Origin of the sequence: Steroidobacter sp. (assembly GCF_036402275.1) — a bacterium.
Taxonomy (GTDB): domain Bacteria; phylum Pseudomonadota; class Gammaproteobacteria; order Steroidobacterales; family Steroidobacteraceae; genus Steroidobacter.
On sequence record NZ_DASWTF010000028.1, the window covers coordinates 51892 to 77521 of the forward strand.

At 62.1% G+C, this 25630-nt stretch carries 14 protein-coding genes; 9 read left to right on the forward strand and 5 right to left on the reverse strand.

The genetic code is table 11. The annotated features are described in order from the left end of the window. Positions 1–14: 14 nt before the first annotated feature. A complete protein-coding gene (locus VGD45_RS13055) occupies positions 15–1415 on the reverse strand; it encodes a substrate-binding domain-containing protein (RefSeq protein WP_331155750.1) in 1401 nt (466 codons plus the stop codon). Then, positions 1405–1929: a sigma-70 family RNA polymerase sigma factor gene (locus VGD45_RS13060; protein WP_331155751.1), complete on the reverse strand. Its 525-nt coding sequence runs from the start codon at positions 1927–1929 to the stop codon at positions 1405–1407. The genes VGD45_RS13055 and VGD45_RS13060 overlap by 11 nt, the downstream gene beginning before the upstream one ends. Positions 1930–2059: 130 nt before the next feature. On the opposite strand from VGD45_RS13060, the gene VGD45_RS13065 reads away from it, so the two are divergent. The 7 genes from VGD45_RS13065 (at position 2060) to VGD45_RS13095 (ending at position 15637) form a co-directional block, all read left to right on the forward strand. After that, positions 2060–3076: an SMP-30/gluconolactonase/LRE family protein gene (locus VGD45_RS13065; RefSeq protein ID WP_331155752.1), complete on the forward strand. Its 1017-nt coding sequence runs from the start codon at positions 2060–2062 to the stop codon at positions 3074–3076. Between the two features lie 142 nt (positions 3077–3218). Continuing rightward, a complete protein-coding gene (locus VGD45_RS13070) occupies positions 3219–3800 on the forward strand; it encodes an RNA polymerase sigma factor (RefSeq protein ID WP_331155753.1) in 582 nt (193 codons plus the stop codon). Then, positions 3793–4797: a FecR family protein gene (locus tag VGD45_RS13075; protein ID WP_331155754.1), complete on the forward strand. Its 1005-nt coding sequence runs from the start codon at positions 3793–3795 to the stop codon at positions 4795–4797. The genes VGD45_RS13070 and VGD45_RS13075 overlap by 8 nt, the downstream gene beginning before the upstream one ends. A 153-nt stretch (positions 4798–4950) precedes the next feature. Next, positions 4951–8127: a TonB-dependent receptor domain-containing protein gene (locus VGD45_RS13080; protein WP_331155755.1), complete on the forward strand. Its 3177-nt coding sequence runs from the start codon at positions 4951–4953 to the stop codon at positions 8125–8127. 105 nt (positions 8128–8232) lie between these two features. Beyond that, positions 8233–12549, forward strand: coding sequence for a hypothetical protein (locus VGD45_RS13085; RefSeq protein ID WP_331155756.1), 4317 nt, complete (start codon positions 8233–8235; stop codon positions 12547–12549). Between the two features lie 426 nt (positions 12550–12975). Then, the gene (locus tag VGD45_RS13090; RefSeq protein ID WP_331155757.1) at positions 12976–14253 is read left to right on the forward strand and encodes a hypothetical protein; all 1278 of its coding nucleotides are present in this window, start codon (positions 12976–12978) and stop codon (positions 14251–14253) included. Positions 14254–14353: 100 nt separating this feature from the next. Next, positions 14354–15637, forward strand: coding sequence for a hypothetical protein (locus VGD45_RS13095; protein ID WP_331155758.1), 1284 nt, complete (start codon positions 14354–14356; stop codon positions 15635–15637). A gap of 50 nt (positions 15638–15687) precedes the next feature. Here the strand turns inward: VGD45_RS13095 and VGD45_RS13100 are convergent, their stop codons facing one another. Further along, positions 15688–16398 carry an endonuclease/exonuclease/phosphatase family protein gene (locus VGD45_RS13100; RefSeq protein WP_331155759.1) on the reverse strand — a complete coding sequence of 237 codons (711 nt, stop codon included), beginning with the start codon at positions 16396–16398 and terminating at the stop codon, positions 15688–15690. 135 nt (positions 16399–16533) lie between these two features. Between VGD45_RS13100 and VGD45_RS13105 the strand changes: the two genes are divergently transcribed. After that, a complete protein-coding gene (locus VGD45_RS13105; protein ID WP_331155760.1) occupies positions 16534–19239 on the forward strand; it encodes a DUF5695 domain-containing protein in 2706 nt (901 codons plus the stop codon). 24 nt (positions 19240–19263) lie between these two features. Here the strand turns inward: VGD45_RS13105 and VGD45_RS13110 are convergent, their stop codons facing one another. Further along, entirely contained in the window at positions 19264–21657 is a 2394-nt protein-coding gene (locus tag VGD45_RS13110; protein ID WP_331155761.1) for a glycoside hydrolase family 127 protein, read from the reverse strand. A gap of 338 nt (positions 21658–21995) precedes the next feature. Here VGD45_RS13110 and VGD45_RS13115 point away from each other — a divergent pair, with 338 nt between their 5' ends. Beyond that, on the forward strand, positions 21996–24950 hold the full coding sequence (locus tag VGD45_RS13115; RefSeq protein ID WP_331155762.1) for a TonB-dependent receptor plug domain-containing protein: 2955 nt from the start codon (positions 21996–21998) through the stop codon (positions 24948–24950). Here the strand turns inward: VGD45_RS13115 and VGD45_RS13120 are convergent, their stop codons facing one another. Continuing rightward, entirely contained in the window at positions 24951–25601 is a 651-nt protein-coding gene (locus VGD45_RS13120) for a GntR family transcriptional regulator (RefSeq protein WP_331155763.1), read from the reverse strand. It abuts the gene before it with no gap. Between the last annotated feature and the right edge of the window lie 29 nt (positions 25602–25630).

Below are 25630 nucleotides of genomic sequence, written 5' to 3' on the forward strand. Positions count from 1 at the left end.
GATTGCTCCTTTGCTCATTCAACTTTTACTTCCGTCAACGGCAGCGGCTCGAAAGGACGACGTCGCCGGTTATCGGATTCGGGCGAGATCACCCATCGGCGCTGCGCGTTATTCATGCGACTCAGGTAGTCGTCGAGGAAGCTGCTTACGGTCGGCGAATTTCGATAGCGCTCCTTGCTGACATATAAATAGAGCGTGCGCGCGCCGGGATAGCTGCCGTCCATGATCGAGCCGAGAGTCGGGGCCGGGCCGGTCAGCATGCTGCCGAGCAGGTCCGCGCTGTTGGCCGAGTAGAAAGAATAGTCGAGGACGGCGACGGCGTTCGGCTCGGCCCAGAGTCGTTGCCCGACGAAGGTGTCGTCCCAGATCACCTCCCGGTAGACGCCGTCGTCACGCAACGTGTGACAGATCTCCTCGTATGTTTCCCGATCGCCGTTCTGCAAAGCTCGAATGCGATCGCAGGCCGGCTCCAGGATGGTCGCGGCGAACACCAGAAAATGTTGTGAGTTTCGCGGCGGCCCGAGCACTTCGATGCGACGGGGGTCGAGCGAGCGGTCGATTTGATTCCAGTCCGTGTAGGGATTGTCGACGAACCCGTCCGGCGACGGGACCTTTTTCAGCAGCGCTCGCAAGAGCGTATCCGCGGACAGCTTCATGGGAGTTCCAGCCTTCGCGCCGGTGATCACCATCGCCATATGACCCAGCTTGGCTTCGCGCACGCCCTGTTTCCTGCACTCCTCCAGCTCGAAGCGGTTGATGCGCCGGGAAACGATGGCGATATCCAGAGGCGTTGTTTGTTCGGTACAAAGAGTCTGCAAAGCGGCGTCGGCGGTGGCGACCTCGGTGCGAGGTGAGATCCCCCTCCAACTGAACCTCGCCTCGATTTCTGCTGCGAGGACCGCCAGCTCTGGCGTCAATGCGATTCGCACCGACTTGGTATTCGACGCTCTCGCACTCGCCGTCGGCGCCATGGATCCGCTGGTTGCCGCACCGACCGGAGAGGAGTCGACGGAGGAAGGATCGCTCTCACGAGTCACGTTGGCGGCGCCACCGATGTCTTCTGACGGCGTCGATGATGAGTGCTCCCCATCCGCAAGCCTGGTCCCCCTAACACGTGAGTTCGAATAGGTCGCGCCATCGTGATTCCTGCCGACCTGAGCGAGGGGTGTCGCGCCCTCGTGAGTCGCTTGCATCTGCGCGGTCTGCGACGATGGCAACGAAAAATGTTTCACCGTCAGGTAAGTGACGGCCGCCAGCGCGGAGCCGCCGATGAGAACGGACGCGATCAGCAGACCCCAGCTCGGTCGCCGTGACGGCGGCGGGGCAAGCTCCTGCTGTCGCAGCCGTTCCCTGAGCTGCTGCTCGAATGCCGCGGGAGGCCGCTTCCAGGCGCTTCGCAGGAAGTCATCGTTCATGGCTGTTCTCTCGCGATTCCCAAGCCGAGCGAAGTTCGCGGACCGCGCGATGCAGAAGCGTGCCGACGTTCGATTCGCTCAGGCCGGTGAGGCGTGCAATTTCGCGATTGCTCAGATCGGCGCCGTATTTCAGCGCCACCACTTCCTGGTCGCGCTCGGCAAGCCGTTCCATCAGAAGTGCCAGCCGCGCCAGGTTCGAGTCGCGCTCGGCTTCGTCATGAGGAGACTCGGCGCTCACTACTTCGAGCGCCGCTTCCAGTGGCAGATGGGGACGACGCGCCCGCAGGTGGTCGATCGCCAGGTTCTGCGCGATGGTGAACAGCCAGGTCGAAAACCCGGCCAGATCGCGCCTGTACAACGTCCGGCTGCGCCACGCCTTTTCGAAGGTCCGCGACGTTAATTCCTGCGCATCCGCCTCGTTGCCGATGCGATAACGCAGGTAGTTGTAAACGCGCGGCAGCTGATCTCGATAGGCCGCGTCCCAGTCCACTTCTCGGGTCGGGCGCCCTGCCATCGCGCGGTCCATTAGTAGCTGTCCCAAGCTCATGTTCGTTTATACGGCGCTCCCGGCGAAGTATCACAGGTGCAACGGCCAATCGGGCTATGATGGTGGGCAGGTGGGTCCGAAACAGGGGAGCGATTCGATGATCCGTCGCGGGTTGGTCTGGCTTGTGTGCATGCTTGGCGCCTCGGTGGCGTCGTTGGAGACGGTGATGGCGGCAGAGGTTCCCGTGTTGGGCAAGATCGAGCGTCTCGATCCGGCGTTCGATCGTCTGGTCGAGCCGGGCGCCGTCGTAGAACTGCTTGCCGAGAAAAAATTCGAGTGGTCCGAAGGCCCGATCTGGGATGCGTCGAACCGTCGCCTGCTGTTCTCGGATATTCCCCGGAACATGATCTGGGAATGGTCCGAGGCCGGCGGCCTGAAAAAATTCCTGCAGCCCTCCGGTTACACAGGCACTGAGCCCTTCACGGGCCGTGAGCCCGGCTCCAATGGATTGACCTTCAATAAAGCGGGCGAGCTCGTCATGTGCCAGCACGGCGATCGTCGCGTCGCCAAGTTGAGCGGCGGCAAATTCGTGACGCTCGCGGACCGCTATCAGGGCAAGCGCCTCAATAGCCCCAACGACCTGGCAATCAAGTCGAACGGCGACGTTTATTTCACCGATCCGCCGTATGGTCTGCCGAAGGTGGCGGAGGATCCGGCGAAAGAACTGGATTTCCAGGGCGTGTATCGCTTGAACGCACGAGGGGAGCTCACGTTGCTCACTCGCGAGCTGAGTCGGCCCAATGGGCTGGCGTTCTCGCCGGACGAGCAGACGCTCTACGTCGCGAACTCCGATCCGAACAAAGCCATCGTGATGGCGTATCCAGTCAAGAGCGACGGCACGCTCGGCTCGGGCCGCGTCTTTTTCGATGCGACGCCGGCGGCGCAGGCCAAGAAACCAGGATTGCCCGACGGCATGAAAGTGAGCCGCGATGGCACGGTCTGGGCCACCGGCCCCGGCGGCGTGCTCGTGTACTCGGCAGCGGGCAAGCATCTCGGAACACTTGCGACCGGCGTGCCGACGGCGAATCTCGCATTCGGCGATGACGGCAGCACGTTATACATAACCGCGGACAAGAACCTGGCTCGCGTGCGCACGCAGGTGAAGGGCTGGTGATGCGTCCTGCCACAGGACTGCAACAAACGCCAAGTACATTGGGAGAACGCTGGCCGATATAACAATCACCATCAGCCGTTCTGCGCCAGCCGCACCAGGCGCCGGGATTCGCCGGCACGTGACAAGGAAGGTGTGCGCGCACATGAATCTCAGGCGCTTGAAGTCGGTAGCCGCCGATGCCCGGCAGATCGCGGACGCCCGGGCCGGCAACCTGGGTGTGGTCGAGCGGCTGTATCGCGACCATTGGAAGAATCTTTGTGTTCGTCTGCGCAGGGTGTTCGGCAACGGTCCGCCCGAGCCCGAGGACCTGGCGCAGACCGCGTTCACCAAATTGATCGAGTACACCGACACGGCGAGGCTGAACGATCCGGCCTCGTTTCTGTTCCGCATCGCCATCAACGCCGGCCGGGATCGCCGGCGACACATCGTGCGGGCCAACGCCCTCATCGAAGCGCAGTTCAGCTCCGAAGACATCGAGCCGGTGGATCGGATCACGCCCTCGAACGTGTATGAGACAAGGGAATGCATCGCCGTGACGGAACAGGCGATTGCCACGCTCACGCCCAAACAGCGTGAGGTGCTGATCAGGAGCCGGCTCAGAGGTGAAACGTTTGAGCAGATTCAGGACGCGTGCGGGTGGAGCAAGGCCGACATCAGTCGCACGCTTCAGGCTGCGCTTGGTGTACTCCAATCCGCCATGCGGGAGTACCTGGGCCATGAATGAGGGCCTCACGCCGGCGCGCCGGGACGACATCGACGCCAAGGCTCGGGAATGGATGAGCCATTTGCATTCCGGCGACATCACCGAACAGGAGCAGGCGGGATTCCATGCCTGGCTCGCCGAGAGCTCGGACCATCGGGCGGCGTTCCGGAGACTGAACGACCTGTGGACGTCCCTCGACCGCGTTCCGCACATCGAGAACCAGCTGGTCGAAGCCCCGCGAGAAGCGGCGAATGTCACCAGGCCAAGTGGCTGGCGGGCTGTCCTGCAAGTTGCGAACTTTAGAGTTGCGGCGACGTTGGTTGTCGCAGTGGCGGCGGTCGTCGCCCTGGCCACGTCGCAGATGAAACATCAGGCCGATGGACATCGCTTCGCCACCGATCTCGGAGAGGTTCGCGCCCTGGGCCTCACCGACGGTTCGCAGCTCGTCTTGCGCGCCGACACCGAGATCGTCACGGCCATGTCCAGCGACGAACGCGCTGTCACTATTCAGCGCGGCGGGGCGTATTTCGATGTTTCCAAAGATAAAGCTCGCCCGTTCGTCGTGTCGGCGGGCGGCGTCGACGTTCGAGTCCACGGCACGGCGTTCGATGTATTGAAAGGCCCGAGCTCGGTCACCGTATCGGTGACGCATGGCCATGTCACCGTTTCGGATCACGCGGCACACAGCGTGGAGCTCACCGGCGGACAGCAGCTCACCGTGACAGAGGATGGCTCGTTCGGAGCCATCGTCGAATTCGATACGCAGCGCGTGCTGGGCTGGCGCGATGGCAGGTTCAGCTATCTGAACGCGCGGTTGGAGGACATCGTCGCCGACATCAACCGGTATCGGACGCAGAAGATCGTCATCGAGGACCCAGCGCTCGCCGACTTACGCATCACCACCATGTTCCGCGCCGAAAATGTCGACCAGATGCTGGCGGGCATCGAAGCCACCGAGCCGGTGACCGTGGTCCGCTCGCCCTCGGTGATCGTGATTCGCCGGCGCGAGCAGCATTAGCGACTTTGTGAAATTTATATGAAATCTCGCGCCAGCCTGGAATAGGCGCGCGGCTGGATCGTGTTCCCTCGGAAGACCAAGTAATCCGCGCACGGATGTCGCTGACGCCCGTGTGCGGCTCGATATTTGTTTGGAACGCAGGGCTATTGGGGAATGAGATCCATACTGTTGAAGGCGACCGCAATGGTCGCCCGGCTGTCGTTGCTCGCTGTGATGTTCGTCGCGCCCGCGCAGGCGCAGCAGCAGAGGGCGATGAGTTTTTCAGTGAACGCGCAACCGCTCGCCAGCGCGCTCGAGGAGTTTGCACGGCAGGCGGACATGACGGTCACCGCATCGGGGCGGTTGACCGAAGGTAAGCAGTCGCCAGGATTCACGGGTAGTGCGACGCCGGTGGAGGCGATCGCTGCTTTGTTGAAAGGCACCGGTCTGCAGGCACGCGAACAAAACGGCGCGCTGATCATCGATCAGGAACAGGCGGCCGGCATTCTCGGTACGGTGAAAGGCCAGGTGCTGCGAGCCGACGACCAGATCCCCGTGCGCAATGCGCAGGTCAGCGTTCCCGGTACTGAATTCAGCACCAGCACCGATCGTTTCGGCCGCTTCGAGCTGAACGTGCCGGCCGGCGAATATCAGCTACGATTGGAACATCCCGAGTACGGCAGTCAGTCCGTGCAGGGAGTCAAAGTAGCCGCGGACCTGGCATTGGAGCTCGATCTGAAGCTGCAGCCAACGGTTGCGGCGGCGACAGCCACCGAAGCGCCCGCTGTGATCGAGCACGTGCAAGTCACTGCGGCACGCTACACCGAGCGTGCCATCGATCTCGAACGCACCGCTGCCGGCGTGATCGACACGATCGACTTCGCCCAGATCGCGCGCTTCGACGACAGCACCATCAGCACCGCGCTGACTCGCATCGTCGGCGTCAGTCTCGAAGAAGGCCGCTACGCCATCGTGCGCGGCATGAAGAGCCGCTATCAGTCGGTGTATTTCAACGACGCGATTCTGCCGAACACGGATCCGGGACGCCGCGATCTGGCGATGGACATCTTCCCGACCTCGATCATGGAGGCGCTGGCGCTGCAGAAGACGGCGAGCCCCGACGTGCCCGCCACCGCCACGGCCGGCCATATCGACATGCGCACCAAGGCTGTGCCGGACGAGCCGTTCCTGAAGCTCTCGACCTCGCTCGATGTCTGGGACGATGTCGACGACGACGTCCTGCGCGTCGAAGGCGGCGACAACGACGCGCTCGGCTACGACGACGGCACGCGGGATCTGCCGGACGCGCTGGCTGCGATCAAAGACATTTACTATCAAAACGACGGCTCGGCGGCAGACGCCATCAGCGATGAGCAGCAGATCGCCGCGGCCAACTCGATCCGTCATCCCGACATCAACGTCGGCGAATCGAACCTCAACGGCACGCTCGATCTCTCCGGCGGTTACCGCTGGTACTTCGGCGAGCAATCGGCGGGATTCATCGGCGCGCTGCGCTATTCGAACAGGTGGACCAATCGCGACATCGAGAACTATCGGTTCAGCCGCATCGTCGAGATCGAGAACGGGCAGCAGGTGTTCAGGGGCTCGGAGCTGTCGAGCTACAACGACACCTGGGACAGCAACAACATCGTCGACGTGAGCGGCATGTTGAACTTCGTCTGGCAGCCGAGCGAAGCGCACGAAGTGGGCCTGAACAATCTGTTACTGCGCCACACGCTCAACTCCGCCGAACGCACCTACGATTCCGAGCTGACGCTGGACGAGAACAGCGGCGAGGTCGTCTTCAACCCCGGCGACGACTACGCGTTCACGCATGGCATCGACTGGATCGAAGAACAGTTGTGGAGCAGCCAGCTGTGGGGCAAACATCGCTTCGAGGGCCTCAACGGCCTGACTCTCGACTGGTTGGCGATGCAGGCCAAGGGCAAGTTCGACCGGCCGGACTCCAAGCGCTACACCTGGGCGGCCAACGATCAGTTCTCTTCGGCGCAATTGCGCGGCGGCGACAACAACAACCGCTTCGAATGGGAGGTCATGGAGGAGGACAGCACCGGCTACCGCGCCGATCTGAGCCTGCCGTTGATCGAGAACTCGTCGCTGTCCGCGCAGTTGAGCGCGGGACTGTACCTGCTCGATCGCGAGCGCGACGGCTATGAATATTCCTGGTACTACAACTGGCAGTCGCAGGATTATTCAGGCGCCTTGAGCCAGCAGGAGCTCGAAAGCCGGCAGCCGGGCGGTCTGTTCAGCGAGGAAAACATCTGCGCCGGCGACGGCTCGCAGACCTGTATCGTGATGGAAACGCCCGGGATTCCGCCGGGTGAAGATATCGGCTGGCGGGGCGACAGCTATCGTGTCGAGCAGAACACGGACGCGTATTACCTGCTCGCGGACGTGGATTTTCGCGAGAAGATCCGCGCCAGCTTCGGCGCGCGCCGCGAGACGTTTGCCATCGGCGCCGACATGTACGAATACACGCCCGAGCCGCTGGTGAATCTGCTGGATGAAAAATTCGATCTGTACTCGGTGGCGTTGACCTATCGGTTCAACGAGCAATGGCAGCTGCGCCTCGGCTACGGCGATACCGTCAGCTGGCCGGAAGCATTCGAAATCGTGCCGCGCACCTTCACCGACTACGACACCCTGGAACAGTACCGCGGCAATCCGAACCTGGAACCGGCCGAGATCGAAAATTACGACGTGAGATTGGAGTGGTATCCGGGCGAGGATCGATCGGTCACGCTGGCGTACTACACCAAGGACCTCACCAACGCGATCGAAAACACCTTCCTCGGCGAAGGTGAAGAATATCTCTACTACACCTTCGACAACGTGGCGTCCGCCACCGTCGACGGCTGGGAGCTCGATCTGCGTCAGACCTTTGCGTTCGGCGACAATCACGAGCTGTTCGTGCAGGCGAGCTACACCGACATCAATTCCGAGGTCAATCTGCCCGCCGATACGCTGGAATACGATCCGAATCGCCCGCTGCAGGGTCAGCCGGACTATCTCGTCAACCTGCAGCTCGGCTACGACCATATCGCCACTCAGCAACAGTTCACGGTGGTCTACAGCCGCCGGGGCGAGGAACTCGCCGTCGTCACTGCGGCGGAAAGCGCCGCGGCCATCAGAACCAATGTCTACGAGCAGCCTTACGAGGACCTGAAGCTGATTTATCAGAAAAACTTCGGCGCCAGCTGGAGTGTGCTGCTGAGCATGGAAAACGTCCTGGGGTCGGAGCGCAACCTCGAGTACGAGGGCTACGGTCTGCCCTACTTGAAGTACGACCCGGGCCGGCGCGCCAAGCTCAAAGTGAGCTACACGTTCTGATTGACCGCCAACGCTGTCGAACGCATTCGATCACCGCTTTACGTAAAGGGAATATTTCGCATGTTGTGCGGTCACGGTTTTTCCGTCCTCGCCGCGGGACGGACGATGTTTGTAATGTTGCTGGCGGCGTTGCTGAGCGCGTGCGGCAGCGACGGCTCGGAGCCAGCGCAGCGCGCTCCGAACGACCTCGGGCTCCAGCAGTGCGAGCTGGTCGACGGCACGGTGCTCGGCGCGCCGACCGATCCCATCATGATCGATGGCGTCGCGACCCAGGCTTGCCGCATCAGCGCCGGGCATATCCGCGGCGGCTCGCGGGTCGATTTGAAATGGAGCCACCAGTATAAGCCGCTGGCCTGGGTGCTGGACGGCAAGCTGGAAATTGGCGAGAGCAAGACGTACGCCACGCTCGATGAATTCGTCAAGGGCGGCTTCGCGCGGTTGGGCGTCGGTGCCGGCGTTTTGCGCGCCACTGCCGGATCGACGATCGTCGTGCATCGTAACGGCTATTTCGAAGGTGACGTTGTTTCTTCGGATGAGAATCTCGAGGGCGGCGGCGAATGGGCCGGCATGGTCGTCAATGGCATCGGCTCGCATCCCGATTGTCCGGCGAGCACCAGCGCGAGCGCCTTCTGTAATATCTCGGGACCTCACGGTTACTATGGCGGTCTGTCCGTTGCCGACGCCCGGACGCACGTCATCGGCGGCACCATTCTTCCGCCCAATAATGCCGGCTCGACCAGGCTGGGTTTCGAGGGTTCGGTCAGCGAAGCCGGCGGCGCTGTCGCCGGAGCGGCGCCGCTGGGCGCCGCCATCCTGTTCAACGCGCCACAAAGTCAGAGCAATCCGCGGCTCATCAACGTTTTCGATAGCGCCGGCTCGGGCTTCGAGATCAACGGCGGTTACGTTGCAAACCTGCGGCTGATAGCTCAGAACACGCGAGGCTCCGCCGTCCACTGGCATCACGGCTTCAGCGGCGGTTTGACGGGCATCTTTTATAAGAATCAGTCGGAGCACGCTGCATTTCGAGGCGACGGCGGCGATGTCGATTTGAATGGCGTCACGCTGATCGACCGCGATTTCACCGGTGGCACGGCGATCAGCGTGCGAGGCGGTCGAGTGGATCTCACCAACGTGCTGGTGCAGAACTTCCGCGGTTGTCTGCAACTCGACGCCGGCGCTGGCGCAACGCTGACTGGCGTGGCCTTCGGCTGCCTGACGCCGACCGTGGCCGCAGATGACGGCACGGACTACGCCGCGACCGTGACCGCAGCGGCGCTTGCGAACAGCGATAGTTCCTACTACGAATCCGACCCAGCGCTGACCGCAGACCTGCGAGTCGGCAACACCGAGCTGTCTTATACCGCCTGGGCGAATAGTCCAGGGGGCAGGAACATCGTAGGAAACATCCAGGATCACGCAGGCCACGACCTGCGCCTGACCTATCCGGATTGCATGGGCGTCGGCACGCTGTTGCCGGAGGACCAGACCGTAGTGGTGGGGCGCACGACCTATCGAATCTGCCAGCTCAGCGGCACGATCGAGGCGAGTGGGCGTCTGTACAGCAGCTTCAACGGCGGCTCCTTCGCCTGGGTGCTCAACGGCGCCGTGAGCTTGGGAGCCGATTTCGCTCAACTCGGCGCGGCCGAGCAGTTGGCGTCGCTGACATCGCCTGGCTATCTCTTCGTGCCGGCGGGCACGGTCGTGTATGGTCGCGCCGGCGCGAGCCTGACGGTGCAGCCGAACACCCAGTGGTTCGTCGATGGCAATGCCAACGATCCAGTAGAGATCACTGCGCTGCCCGGCAACGCCGCCACACGTTGGGGCGGCGTGCGCATCCTCGGTGTCGATCGCGCCGAATGTCAGAACGGCTCGACCGCCGGTGTCTGTGCATACGCTGCAGCTCGTCAGCTGAGCATCGAGTATCTGCGTCTGATGCAAGCCGGCGATGGGCAGCCGGCGTTACAACTCTATGAGGTTGGATCGGGAGCCAGCATCGATTACCTGGAGGTCGTCAACTCCGCCAGTACCGCGCTCGCTTTGCACGGTGGCCGCGCGGATCTGGAGCACGTGGTCCTGAGCAACAGCGCGGGCGATCAGCTGCTCTGGGAACAAGGTTATCGCGGCACGATCCGATACGGTTTGTTTACAACCCGTAACGGCAACGGCGGCCAGGCGTTGCATGGTCGTAACGACAGCGTCAACCACGACGCCAGCCCGCGCTCGCGACCGACGCTGGCGAATGTCACCCTGATCGGGGAGGGCAGCGGCACGGCCATTCGGCTCGAACAAGGTTCGGGGCTGCTCCTTCAGAACAGTATCGCCGTCGACTTCGAATTCTGTCTCGACATCGACGATGCCGCGACCGCCGCGCTTCAGTCCAGCACGCCGCAGGAAATCGCGATGACCCATGTGGTGCTGAGCTGTGCAGCCGCGCTGGTCCTTGAAGCCGAAGACGGCGGCTCGGATTACGGCCATCTGGTCGCGAGCTCGAGCAGCGTCCATCAAATGGATCCGCAGCTCGACGAACATTTCGTTGCTTCGAATCCAGCGCTGCCCGCACCGGGCGCGGGCTATTGGGGCGCCGTCGGTGGCGCCAATGACGGCTGGTATCTCGGCTGGAGCGGTCTGGGTGTGCTGTTGTCGCCCGAATGCGATGGCAAAGGCACGTTGCTGGACGACTATCGATACCGGTTCTCTTCCGGGCAGCCGTTCCTGGGCTACGGCAGCGGCTTGTTCGTCGAGCTCAATTACAAAGTTTGCAGACTGCCGAGCACCGTGTCCGCGGATCTGGAGCTGACTCGCTACACCGGCACGGACGCTTTGATCAATGCTGACGGCTTCGCCGAGGTCACGGAATCCGGCACTCGCTATGGCATCGTCGGCGATGTCACTTGGACGCGTGTTCCGGTGCCGACCATCTGGTTGCTCGACAGCATGGTGACTGTCGGCAATGGCGCGGAGCTCGCCACCGTTGAAGAAGCCACGGCGCTCAAATCCAATCCCGTCGAGCTGACTCTGCAGCCCGGCACCTGGGTGATGGCCACCGAGGAGGGCGGACTGCACGTCACGCGCGGCGGTCGCCTGCAGGTGAACGGCGAAGTCATGCTCGAGGACCAGTACTGCGAATACCAGTTGATTGGGATCGCCTGTCTCGAGTTCCCAACCGCCGGTCCCGTCAGCATATTCGGGGAAATCGACGGCGTGGCGTTGCCATACATCGATATCACGTATTCCAGCGACGGCTCGATCGATGTCAATGCCGGCAACGTGTTCGGCGGCTACGCGCCGTATGCGCCGCTCGGAACCAACATGTACGATTTCTTCAACGGCGAGCATTACCGCCAGTTCGCCTCTTCCTGGCGCGGCATCACCGTAGATGGGTTCGCACGGAACAATCGGTGCGAGGAAGCTGCGACGGCGGAGCCTAACAGCCGGGTTTGTAACATCAGTGGCGAGCTCGGCTATCACGGCGGCTATGACGACAACTACGCCAACCTGGAAATCAACAACCTTTACATGATCGGCGGCGAGCTGCAGCTCAACAGCGTGGCCGGCCAGATCGAGGGGTTGAACTATTGGCCCAGTCAGTTCACGGACGAACAGGTCGGTGAGGCGGCGGTCATCGAGCTGGACGGCGGCGTCGTCAATCTGCGCGAAGTGCTGATCGATCTCACCGGGATCGAGGGCAGCCGCAAGCCGGGAACGCTGATCGGCTGGAACCATGGCTATCAGGGCAGCATGCAATACATCTACGGCGCTTCAGCGCAAGTTGCCGACGGTGCGCAAAGCGTGCTGCAGGCGAACGGTCGCGATTACTTCATCCCGCTGCTGCGCGGTGCGAACGGCGATACAGGTCATGAAAACGATCTGCCGCGCTCGATGCCGACCATCGCCAATCTCTCGTTGCGCAGCTACGAGACTGACGCTGGCGGCCAGATGACCGGGGCGGTCGATTCCAGCCTGATCGAGCTGACCCGGGGCAGCGGCCTGTATCTGTATCACAGCGTGATCGGGGCGACCGAGGGCGATAGCAGAATCAGCGACTACTGTTTCAAGCTGGATGACGGCGCCGCGGAACGGCTGACGGCCGGCGAGCTGGTCGTGAATCATCTCGCCACGACCTGCCAGACGCTTAGCGACAACAGCGCGGTCGAGCTCGGTGCGATGCCGGGTGTGAACAACACCTACGCCGGCTCGATGGCGGTGTTCGCGATGGCTTCGGAGCGCAACTATGTGGATGACTTCGGTCCGGACGCGATGGCCGTGAATCACGAGTACAACCGTTACTACCCAGTGCAACAGGCGGTCGATGAGTACGGTCACGTGGCGCCCGATTTCTCTGCATCGCCGACGGCCGATACCGAGTTCCTACAAGTGAGCGACTACCTGGGCGCGGTCGACTACTGGATACGGCCCTGGTAAAGCGCGCGACGATGCAGATGTCACCCGACGCCGCCCCGTCGCAAGACCGGGCGGCGTTTTCGTTTGAAACAGTTCGCAACAATTAGCAAACATCGCGGATAGAAAACATCTCGGAATGTTTTCACGCTCACTGGTTTGAATTGGATCGGATCGCGCCCTCGAACGTCTAACAAGAGAAGGGCGCTCATGCTCATTCCCTATCCGCACTCTCGCGTGCCGACGCCGCGGGAGTGTTTGCGCGCGTGCGTGTTGCGCGGTCAACGGATATCGGTATTTCTCAAGGTTTAACGTTCCTGTTATCGCAGCGTCATGCTGCGCGCGCACTCTGAATCTGCCTCATCTGTAGGCACGCCAATCGGATCCCGGACATCGGGCTGCGAGATCCGGATCCGATCGTCAATGGATGGACTATCAAGGAGTGTTTGTATGAAATTGAATCTGTTAGCGGCGGCTGTGGCCGTTGCGCTCGGCTCTGTTTCTTCCAGCACCTGGGCCTTCAATCTGGGATTGGACCCGGAATGCGCCTTCAACGGCGACTATGTCGGCACGGTTTCTACCCCCGAAGGCACCCGTCACCAGTGCAATCTGCCGGCGGATATCGTCAATCCGTCGCCCAGCGACACGACGGTGACACTGCCGGCTTCCCACACCTATAACAGCGTCACCCGCGCCATCCTCTGGGTCATGCCGACCGTCGTGACGGTGGGCAACGGTCATCAGGCCGGCCGCACGCCGAGCACGGCCGCTGCCACGGTGTTGCAGATCAACGCGGGCGCCCGTCTCGCCGGCGGCATTGCGAACTCGGCGCTGGTGATCACGCGTGGCGCGCGCCTCAATGCGCTCGGCACCGCCACCAACCCGATCGTGTTCTCGTCGCTGGACAGCAACTACACCGGCCGGGGCGAATGGGGCGGCGTGATCCTGTCGAGCTGGGATAACACCAACAACTGCAACACGGGCGGCGAGTGCACCATGGAAGGCATCAGCCAGGGCCAGTTCTTCTACGGCGGCTATGTCAACGAGAGCACGACCGCCAGCTGGGACAATATTTCCAGCGGCACCGTGCGCTTCGTCGCGATCGCCGAAGGCGGCCATGCCGTCAACGTCGATATCGACGGCGACCCGGATCCGAACTCCAACACCGGCGACGAGATCAACGGCTTGACGCTCTACGGCGTCAGCAGCGAGACCAACCTCTCCAACGTGCACATCCACAACAACTTCGACGACGGCATCGAGTTCTTCGGTGGCGACGTGGACATCGACAACCTGTGGGTGACCTGCGCGACCGACGACAGCGTGGACTGGGACTTCGGCTACAACGGCCTGCTCAACAACGTCTACATTCTGCAGCAGGACGGCGCCGATCACGCGTTCGAGCTGGCCAACAACCCGACCAACTTCACCGCCTCGCCGGTGGCCAACGCGAGCGTTTCGAACGTGACTCTGGCGTTCACCGACGCGAGCCCGAATGTCGACACGCCGTTCGATCTCAAGGAAGGCAGCGGTGGTGTCTTCACCAACATCGAGATCGGCAGCGCGTACACCGCGAACTGCTCGTCCGCGGGCGTCGCGAGCGCCAACTCCTATAACAACATCGAGTATTCCTGCGTCAACAACCGGGGCCACCTCCCGGCTTCGACGCCGCAAGCCGGATTCACCAACAGCACGTTCTGGACGGCCTATCCGGGCACTTGCAACTGATCGTTGCTAACCGACCCTTCATAACAATCGGCGGATCTCCGCACCGCCCGGCCTCGTGGCCGGGCGGTTCTCGAGAGCTACAAACATTCAGGAGAAAATGATGAGACTCGAATTATTGGCCGCAGCGGCGGTCAGCCTGACTGCCTCCAGCGCCTGGGCCGTGGACCTGGGACTGGATGCGAAGTGCAATGGCAACGGATTCAACCGTGGCTCCGTGAGCTGGAATGGCGACTCGTATCGTCGCTGCGACCTGCCGGCGAACATCAAGGTTGCGGGAACCGTGACGCTGCCGGCGACTGTGTCCGGCACCAAGATTCTGTGGGCGCTGCCTTCGCTGGTGACGGTCGGCGACGGTCACAAAGCGGGCAAGACGCCGGCCACTGCTGTGCCGACCGTGCTCGAAATCCTGGCCGGCGCCCAAGTGGCGGGCGCGCCTCAATCGGCGCTGGTGATCACTCGCGGCGCTCAGCTGCGCGCCTCGGGCACCGATGTCGAACCCGTCGTGTTCTCGTCGCTGGACAGCAATCTCACTGGCACGGGCGAGTGGGGCGGCGTGATCCTGTCGAGCTGGGATGGCAGCAATGCCTGCAACAGCAGCGTCGGCGCCGAATGTGTCATGCCGGATGTACGCAAGCATCTGTACGGCCAGTCCGAGGCGGCCGTGGCCGGCGGCGGATATCAGCAGCCGTACTATTACGGCGGTTATGTCGATGAAGTGAGCACCGGCAGCTGGGACAATCTTTCCAGCGGCTCGCTGGAATATGTGGTGATCGCCGAGGCCGGCGCGAAGCAGTCCTATCAGGGCGACCCTCTGAGTGGCCTGGCGCTGTATGGCGTGAGCCGCGAAACTTATATCGCCGACGTTCAAGTTCACAAGAGCAAGGGCGACGCTCTCCGGCTGCAGGGCGGCGATGTGAACGTCGAGCGTGTGTGGCTGACGTGCGCTGGCGATGACTCGGTCGATTGGGATCAGGGCTTCCGCGGCGATCTGTCCTTTGTCTACGCTCTGCAAAAGGACGGATCGAGCAATGCCTTCGAACTGTCGAACAACCCTTCGAACTACGCGGCCACACCGGTCTCCAACGGCAGCGTGTTCGGCGTGACGGTCGCTTATGCCGATACAACGCCGTCGGTGGGCGTACCGCTGCGCTTGATGGAGGGCACCGACGCCACCTTCACCGACGTCGTCATCGGTAGCGAGTACACCGGCGTCTGCTTCGGCAACCCGGCGTATCCCAGCAACCAGTCGGCGGTCACGCCCAGTGACTTCAATTCGGTGCAGTACGCCTGCACGGACAACGCTGGCCTGCTGCCAGCATCGTCGTTCGCGTTCGGCTTCTCCGAACCGACTTTCTGGGCCGGCTATTCGGGCACCTGCAACTGATCGTTGTTGAATCTTCCGTTGTCAGCGAGTGGCCAGGGACGGCCGCTCATCTAGCGCTCGACCAGCCCGAGAATCGCCTTGTGGTCGCTGATTCCTTCCAGCACTCGGGTCCGCGTCACTCGATAGTGCGCGGTCGAGAAGATCGTATCGACCGCCAGGTTCAAGGTCCCGACGCGATGCAGTTTCGGATCGAGCGTGGAGGTCACGCTCGCGGGCAAGTGATCTGTAAGACCTAGCCGGCCGGTGAACTTGCCGAACATCTCGCCGCCGCGCGGCGCGTTGAAATCGCCGCACAACACATAGTGCGGATATTCGGACAGCACTCGATCGAGGCGAGCGAAATCGGCAGTCTGCTGATCGTTGATACGTCCGTCCGGCGACCACGTGAAATGAGTCGTGGCGATTCGATAGGGCCGTCCTTCGTGCTCGAGCTCGGTCACGATCAGTACTCGACAAGCGTCGTTCGGCACGCGAAGCACTCGAATGCGCGGGTCGTCAGCGTAGTAGCTGACGAGCTGTCGCTTCACTGGCACTCGCGACAACGTCGCCACGCCCCAATTTCGCGCCGCCCCCGATTCCGTGAGCACGCGACCCGACAGCGCATATTTGACATCGTAGCCGCTCGACGCCAGGCGCTCACAGTCCGTTTCGATGACTTCCTGCAGGCACACGATATCCGGCAGATGTTCCGCGATGACCTCGCAAACGCGTGCCAGATGGCGACTGTTCTCGATGTTCAACGTGAGCAGCTTGATGGCCATTTCACTCCATCCGTGAGGGCGGGTCCGGGGCACATCGCAGGGTAGCGGAAATGGACCAGACCTGCGGCGCGCTTGCCAGGCCGCTTCGCACTGCATAGTATTTAGTATACTAAATGCTGCAACGGAGCGATCGACATGCGCTGGATCCTTGCGATGGCCGGAGCGTGGTTGTTCGTCCAGCCTTCGTTCGGGAGCACGGCAGACACGCTCGAGTTGCAGACTCGCGACTTCGACATCGTGCTCGACTCGTCGTCGCAGACACTCTTGTCGCTGAAGCCCAAGCAAGGCGATGGCTTCGACTTTGCGCCGTCGAAAGCCCGTTTCACCCGCACTGGCGACGGCTACTACCATTTGGGAGATCTGGACCTGCGCCTGCGCGCTGCCGGGGAAGCCGAGTGGCGCGACTATTCGACGGCGTATCGACGCCAAGCTACGAAGCAATTACCACGCGATGGAACGACGCTGGCGGCGGCTGAGCTCCCGTTGTCTCTGCCGACGGAGCTCGGCTTGCGGGTCGTCCGGCGTTGGCGGATCGACGAGGGCGGCCAGTTGTCATTGCGCTTCGAGCTCACCAACGAAGGTCAGCGAGACATCGAGCTCGGCGGTGTCGGGCTCGCGATGGTGTTCGACAATGTGCTTGCCAAGCGATCGCTTGCCGAGGCGCATACGGAGGCGAGCTTCGCGGATCCCTACATCGGGCTGGATGCAGGATATCTGCAAGTCACCCGCCTCAATGGCCAAGGTCCGGCGCTGATTGTCACCGGCGAACAGGGAACGCCGTTCGAAGCCTATCGCCCCATCGCCGACAAGAAAGATGAGCAGGGTAAGGCGCTGCTGCTGAATGACGCGACTCCACGCGGTCAGACGTTCGAGGGCTTCTATACCTGGATGGCCGCAAGCCGGGGATTTGCGGAGCGGGAGTGGCGTGGCGCCGAGCAATGGAATGAGCCGACGGCGGTCACGCTTCGTCGGGGCGAGACCCGCCGCTTCGGTGTGCAGTTTCTGATTTCGAAATCGATTCGAGATATCGAGAGCACGCTCGCCGCGAACGCTCGTCCGGTGGCCGTGGGAATCCCGGGTTACGTGCTGCCGACCGACCTGGCCGGCGATCTTTGGATTTCCTCGCGTCAGTCGGTTCGTTCGATTGCTTCGCATCCGGCCGGTGCACTCGACATCACTGCCGCCGAAGGTGTGCAAGGCTGGTCGAGATATCGGGTAACGGGGCGGCAGTGGGGACGCTCTCGTCTGACCGTTACGTATCAGGACGGGACGCGGCAGGCTGTTCATTACTTCGTGACCAAACCCAGTGCCGTCGTGCTCGAGGATCTGGGACGGTTTCTTGCGACCAGGCACTGGTACGACGATCCTAGCGATCCGTTCAAGCGTGGGCCGTCGATCATGACCTTCGATCGCGAGCGCAACTCCGTCGTACTCCAGGACCAGCGCGTGTGGATGGCGGGGCTGAGCGACGAAGGCGGCGCTGGCGCGTGGCTTGCGCTGATCATGAAACAACTCGGCGCACCGAGCGCCGCCGAGGTCGAGAAGTTCGAGCGATTCGTCACGCAGACTTTGGACGGACGCTTGCAAGTCAATCAAGATCCCGAGAAGTTCGGCGTACGCAAGAGCTTGTTCTACTACGAACCAAAAGCTCTGCAGGGAGCAAGCTACGACCCAGCCGTGAATTGGACTGTCTGGTCGGCGTGGCGGAAGTCACAGGCGGACTCCGTCGTCCGCTCGTTCAATTACGTTCACGTCGCGGCCGCGCACTGGGTGTTGTACCGGCTGGCGCGTTATCACGAAGGTCTGGTGAAGGCGCACGATTGGCGTTGGTATCTCGATCGCGCTTATCGAACGGCGTTGGCGATGCCGCGGCTCGCGCCCGAGTATGCGAAGTTTGGCCAGATGGAAGGCGAGGTGTTCGTCGAGATCCTGCGCGATCTTCAGGATGAAGGCATGAAGGCCGAAGCGGGGCAACTCGAACGGGCCATGCGCAAGCGGGCCGATGCTTGGGCCGCGGAGGAATATCCATTCGGCAGCGAAATGCCGTGGGACTCGACCGGACAGCCCGAGGTGTATGCGTGGATGCGTTACTTCGGAAACGCCGCCAAGGCCGAGCTGACCCGGGAAGTCATTCTGGGGTATGACCCGACCGTTCCCAGCTGGGGCTATAACGGCAATGCCCGGCGCTACTGGGATTTCATGTACGCCGGTAAGACCGCTCAGCTCGAGAGACAGATCCATCACTATGGCTCGGCGAACAACGCGCTGCCGCTGCTCGATTCGTTTCGGCGAGATCCGAGTGACCTTCATTTGCTCCGTGTCGCATACGGCGGGCTTATGGGGACGCTGACAAATATCGATCAGGAAGGCTTTGGCTCCGCGGCGTTTCACTCCAATCCGGACCTGATGAGGTTCGACGGCTACAACGGCGACTATGGCACCGCCTTTTACGGTTACGCGTACGGTATCGGCAGCTATCTCGCACGTCATCCGGTGTTCGGCAACGTGGGCTTCGGTGGCGCGGTTCAGGAGCAGGGCTCGATCGTTCGTTTCATGCCGCGCGATGGCTTTCGCTCACGAGTGTTTCTTGCCGAGCCGGGTCTATGGCTCACGTTGGAAGCGGGCAAGTTCGCGCGTGTCGAGTACGACCGGAGCAGTGGCGGCGTGAATGTTCATTTAGATGCCGCCGATGCGTTCACGCCGCGAGGGCATCTTCGAGTTGAAAGCACGAAGCCAGGCGCTTCTTATGGAATCAGCGCAGCGGCCAGCGAACAGCGCGGCCGCTATGTGATTCCGCTGGGCAAGAACGAAGTATCGGTCCAACTGAGTCCGGCGCGTTAATTTCTCAGCGCGCCGGAGCATCGATCAGATCAGCGCCGCCGTCACATTCGCATTCTTGGTGTAGATGCGGCAGCCGAACACCGGGCCCGCGGTGTTGCCGGGTTCGGGCTCGAACCGCACCAGCACGCTTTGTTTGCCACGGGTGAGCGCCTCCGGAATCTCATAGTCGACGTCGAAGAACACCGGTTTGTCCGGACGCAAGGACTGCGTAGCGATGCGTTGACCCTCGACCAGAATGTGGAATTTCCGCGCGCGCTCGTCGGCCCAGTAGGTGGCCTGCAGGATCAGCGGGCCCGGCCGAACCTTCATGCGAAACGCGAAGAAGCCACCGGTGCGCGCGTCACGGCCGTTGCGGCCACGGTAGGTCACGGGATAGGAGATCTCGGACGTGAGCTCGTGATCGCGTTCCGGCTGCATCTCGCCCAGATGCATCACGTCGACCGAGCGGGCAGCAAGCTCTTTTTGACGCGCCTGTTCGGCGATGAATGCACGCTCTTCATTGGCCCATTCCGCGTCCGTGAAGCGGCGGAAGTAAACAGCGCTGCGTCGATGGTAGTTCTTATAGAACGGTGAGAAGGTGAGGGCGGTGGGCCGCGCAATCGTTCCGGCTCGATAAATCGCTTGTTGCGGCTCGACCGCTTTGAAGTCCGCAAGCAGATCGGCGCCGACGAGCGCAGGCGCCGCGGCCTCGAACGGTTTGTCCGCGGGACCGAGGTCGGCCGCGAGCACCATCGGGCCATGCAATACGGCGATGGTATTTTCATCGCCCGGCGTCGCTTCGAGCCGCAGTTCCAGAGGCAGAGTGAACGCGAGCGCATCGCCTTCGCGCCAGCGCCGGCGAACGATGAGATAACCCGCGTCTTTGGTCGTTTCGACCGGCTTGCCGTTGACGGTGAGTTGAGCGTCTTTAGCCCAGCCGGGAACGCGTAGCGCGACGGCAAATTTCTGCGCTTTCTTCAAGGCGGCCACCTTCACGTCGACCGTGCCTTCATACGGATACCGCGTGGTCATCTCGAACTGCGCGCCGCGCGCTTGCCATGTGGCGCGAGACGGAATGAACAGGTTGACCAGCAGCATGTCGTCGGCTTGCCACCAGATCGAATCGCCGTGCTTGGAATGGCTTTCCATGCCCGAGCCGACGCAACACCAGAAGCTGTCGGTGGGCGAGGAGAACTCGCGCCTGGCGCCCGACATCAGCGGCGTCATGTAAGTGAACATGCCCGTCGCCGGATCCTGATGCGCGAGGATGTGATTGAGGTGCGCTCGCTCGTAGTAGTCGAACAGCGCTCCCGAGGGCTGCCACGAAAACAAGTGACGCGTCAGCTTCAACATGTTGTAGGTGTTGCAAGCCTCGCAGGTCTGTTCGGTGATGTGCCCGGCGACCGTGCGCGGCTCGGAGAAATACTCGCGATCGGAATTGCCGCCGATCACGTAACTGTGATCGGTCGTCACCGTCTTCCAGAAGAAGCGGGGCGCCACGGCTTGCTCCTGCTTGCCGGTGATCTCGTGCAGGCGCGCCAGGCCGATCAACTTTGGAATCTGGGTATTGGCGTGGCGTTGCGCCAGCTCATCGCGCTGAGCGGCCAGCGGATCGAGCACGCGCTTGTGATAAATCCGTTCCGCAAGCTGCAGCCAGCGACCATCTTTGGTGCGGGCATAGAGCTCCGCAAAGCTCTCATTGATGCCGCCGTGCTCGCAGTCGAGCACGGTCTGCAGCTGCTCCTCATTCAGTGCAGCCACGACTTTCTCGATGTAACCACCCAGGCCGACGGCGACGCCGATGGCGCGCGCATTGCCGCCGCAGTAGGTGTCCACGTCGAACAAACCGGCGAACAACTTGTGCCAGTTATAGAGCGGCACCCAGCAGCCGTTCAGATCGAAGCCGGCCGAGCGGATCTCGCCCCGCACGATCTCGGGGAAGATTTCCTTGCCGTCGATGATCGTGCCGTCCTTGCGCTTACGCGTGAATCCGGCGACGTAGCCATCGCCCTGTTTGGCCTGAACCTCCGCCAGCTCCGCGACGATATATTCCGCGCGCCGTTTCGCTTCCGGCTCGCCGGTTTGCGCATGGATCAGCGCCAACGCGGAGAGGTAGTGGCCCAGGCTGTGGCCGGCGATCGTGTCGGCTTCCCACCCGCCATAGGCTTCGCCTTTGGGCGTGAGGCCGGCGAATTTGCGGAAGTTATGCAGCAACCGATCCGGTTCCAGCTGCAGCAGATATTTGCGATTCGCTTCGACGGCATCCGCGAATGGCGATGGCAACAGGCGCACATCGCCGAGTGGCAGCGGCCTGGCGCTCGTCGGCAGCACGCCCTTGTCTGCCCAGCTGCCAGACCACGGCAGCCCGGCGACGATCGCACCGGCCGCCGCACCTTTGAGCAGCGCGCGGCGATCGGTGAACAGGGAGGATCGAGTCATCGGTGCTCCTTTCCATCGCTCACAGCGACAAATCAGACAAATCAGTAGCGCAAAACTAAACCCAGGACCCGCAGATTACACTGGTCGGACGCGAACTGTATACGATATACCTGGGGCTCGGACCCGAGCGCCCACACCCCCAACGTGACGCCACCGCGACGTTGTCTCCATTTCGCGTCGTTTGTCACACGGCTGACACTTGTCTCCCAGTGGAAAAACAAAGAGTTGTAAATATTTCTAGGTTATATCGTATAACGTATTTGATTTATTAACTCAGACATGTCTTAAATGCGCCCAGGCTTCGACTGGCTTTCAGAACGACATTTTTGGGGGCTCATATGGGCAACAAGAACTCGGGACCGCCAACGCTGGCAGGTCGTTTGCAACTGGTATTGATGACTGCATGCGCAGTCGGAGTGTGGGCGCCGAGTGCTCTGGCGCAGCAGGCTCAGGATCAGGCCGTCCCGCTCGAAGAAGTCGTCATCACCGGCTCGCGCATCAAGCGCGCGAACTACGAAACGGCCAGCCCGATTGCGGCGCTACCGGCCGAAGAATTCAAATATCAAGGCACCTCGACCGTCGAGTCGGTGCTGAATCGCATGCCGCAGTTCACCGCGGACTCGAACGAGAACGGCTCGAACGGTTCTGACGGCACGGCGCGCGTGAACCTCCGCAATCTCGGCTCGTCACGCGTGCTGGTGCTCATCGACGGCCAGCGCATGTTGCCGGTCGAGACCGCGGACGTGAATTTCATTCCCAGCGCGCTGGTGGAGCGCGTCGACGTCGTGACGGGGGGCGCTTCGGCGGTCTACGGCTCCGATGCGGTGGCTGGCGTCGTCAACTTCATCCTGAACAAGAATCTCGATGGAGTGCGGATTTCCGCGCAATACGGCTCGGCCTGGCATCGCAACGACAACAAATATGCGCGCGAGGTCGTCGAGAACGCGAACTATGAGTTGGCGGATTCGTCGGTGTGGGACGGCGGCCGTGCCGATTTCAACGTCGCGATGGGCCTGAACAGCGCGGACGGCAAGGGCAATGCGACCCTGTATTTCGGCTACCGCAAGCTCGATCCCGTGACTCAGGACGCGCGCGATTATTCGGCCTGCGGCCTGAATCTCGGCGGTGAGGCGAACGACGCGCTGGTGTGCGGCGGATCGAGCAACAACCAGTGGGGCAGCTTCGTGATGTTGGGCGGTCCGAACAACGGCCGCACGTTCAACAACACCAAGGACGGCGCGGCCACCTGGGTGCCGTACGACAGCTCGTTCCTCTACAACTACGCGCCGACCAACTACATCCAGCGCTCGGACAAGCGCATCACTGCCGGAGGCTTCGCGCACTACGACTACAACGAGCACATGAATTTGTATGGCAGCCTCATGTTCATGGACGACCATACATTCTCGCAGGCCGCGCCCAGCGCTTATTTCCAAGGGAATGTCTATCCGATCAACTGCGACAACCCGTTGATGTCGGCGCAGCAGGCCTCGATCCTGTGTGGCGCGGCCGCGGGCACGCCGACCAACGTCAATACCTTCATCGGTTATCGCTTTGCTGGCGCCGGCGGTGCACGCCGTGACGATTTGCGTCACACCGACTACCGGTTGAATGTCGGTTCCAGGGGCGAGATCGCCTCGGGCTGGAGCTACGACGCAAGCTTCCTGTATTCCACGGTCGTCTACGACGAGAGCTACAAGAACGATCTCGACCTCGTGAAGGGCGCTCGCGCGTTGCAGGTCGTGAACGTCGACGGTGTTCCCACTTGTCGCTCGGTGGTGGATGGTACGGATCCGAGCTGCGTGCCCGCGAATGTGTTCACGGCGTTCGGCATCAGCGATGAGGCTTATGGCTACATGTTGTCGCCGACGTTTACTCACGGCGTACAGACCCAGCGCGTCGCCAACGTGTATGTGAACGGCGATCTGGAGCAGTATGGCCTGCGCAGCCCGTTTGCCGCTGGCGGTATCGCTATCGCCACCGGCGCGGAGTACCGAACCGAAGAGCTGACGTTCGAGGCCGACGCGCTCGCGCAGTTGAAGGGCACCCAGGAAAACGCGGGCGACTTCGATGTCAGAGAGCTCTTCATCGAAGCCGATGTGCCGCTGGTCTCGGACAAGCCGGGCGTCGATGAGTTGGCCATCGCTCTCGGCTACCGCTATTCCGATTACTCGATCGCCGGCGGCACCAGCTTCACGGCCGACACTTACAAGTTCGAGCTGCGTTATGCCCCGGCGCCTTCCTTCAAGCTGCGCGGAAGTTATAACCGCGCCGTGCGCGCTCCGAATATCTCAGAGCTGTTCGCCGCGCAGGCGCTCGGCAATGTCTCCGCTCAGGATCCCTGCTCCGGAGCAGATCCCTCGGCGAGCCTCGAGGATTGCATGCGCAGCGGCGTCACTCAGGCGCAGTACGGCTTGATCCCGGAATGCCCGGCGGATACTTGCGTAACGCTCGGTGGCGGTAACCTGGCCCTGCAGCCGGAGATCGCCGATACGATAACGGGCGGTTTCGTGTTCACGCCGACCTTCCTGCCTGGCTTCGCGTTCTCGGCGGACTACTTCGACATCTTCGTGGATGGTTATATCGGTGCGGTGGACGCGCCGACCGTCATCAATCAATGTATCCAGACCGGGTCGCAATTCTTCTGCGATCTGTTCCATCGCGATCCGGCGTCGGGCGTGTTGTTCGGCACGAACGGTTATATCGAAGCCACCAATCAGAACACCGGCTACTTGCAGACCTCCGGCATCGATTTCACTTCCACGTATGACTTCGACCTGGGCAGCCTGCTGCCGGGCGCGCCCGACCTGGGCTCGTTCAATGTCGCCTTCGTCGGCACCTCGTTGAACAGCCGCCGCATCGAGCAGTTGCCGGGCCTCGGCAGTTACAACTGCGTGGGCTTGTTCGGTCCTACCTGCGGTCAGCCCACGCCGAAGTGGCGGCACAATGTGCGCCTGACCTGGACCTCACCGCAGCGTTCGACCACCGTGTCGGCCAACTGGCGCTACTTCGGCTCGGCCTTGTTGTCGTCGAACTCCAGCAACGAGTTCCTGCAGGGCGATCCGGTATCCGTCAACCGTCGCATCGCGGGCTACAGCTACATGGATCTCGCCGCGACCTGGCGGTTCGTGGATTCGGTGGAGTTCCGCGCCGGCATCAACAACGTGTTCGATCGGGATCCGCCGATGATCGCGGCCGGCCTGCTCAGCTCCTTCGGCAACGGCAACACCTATCCGGGCGTTTACGATCCGATGGGGCGCCTGGTGTACTTCGGCATGACGGTGGAGTTCTGATCAGTCGCCGTTTTTGAGCTGGGCACGCAGGTCCTTGAGCGTGCCCTGGATATGTTCCTTGAGCAGCTTTTCCACCTTGCGCTTGTCGCGTTCCAGCCAGGCGTTGAACAGCGCCCGATGCTCGATGTGAGCCCGAGCATCGCGGCCGGCCGGTGCGAGATGCGCGATCACATAACGTTCGGCCAGGACGGCCAGGCGTTCGACCAGCTGCGTGGTGAGGACTTTGCGGCCCGGCTCCACCAGTGCGATGTGAAACTCGCGATTACGGACGGCGACATCCGCGAGGTTGCTGTGAGCGGCGGTGTCGAGGGCGGTGAACGCTTGCGTCGCGTGGGCCCGGTCATCGTCGGTCGCGACCTGCGAAGCGTAGGCCGCGGCGGGTGGCTCGATGGAAAGGCGCAGCGCATAGATCTCATCCACCTGCTCGCGCGACATCGCCTGCACGAAGTAGCCGCGATTGGGGTGATTGATCAGCAGGCCTTCTTGTTCGAGGCGCGCCAGCGCCTCGCGCAACGGGATTTTGCTGATGCCCAGCTCGGTGGCCAGGGCGTCCTGCCGGATGGGCTCGCCGTTGGGCAACTTACCGTTGAGGATCTGTTCCCGGACGACTTCGAACACGCGATCGGACAGCGTACGGACGACGATGCTCATGGCGATGGGGAGCCGCTTGGCTCGAATAA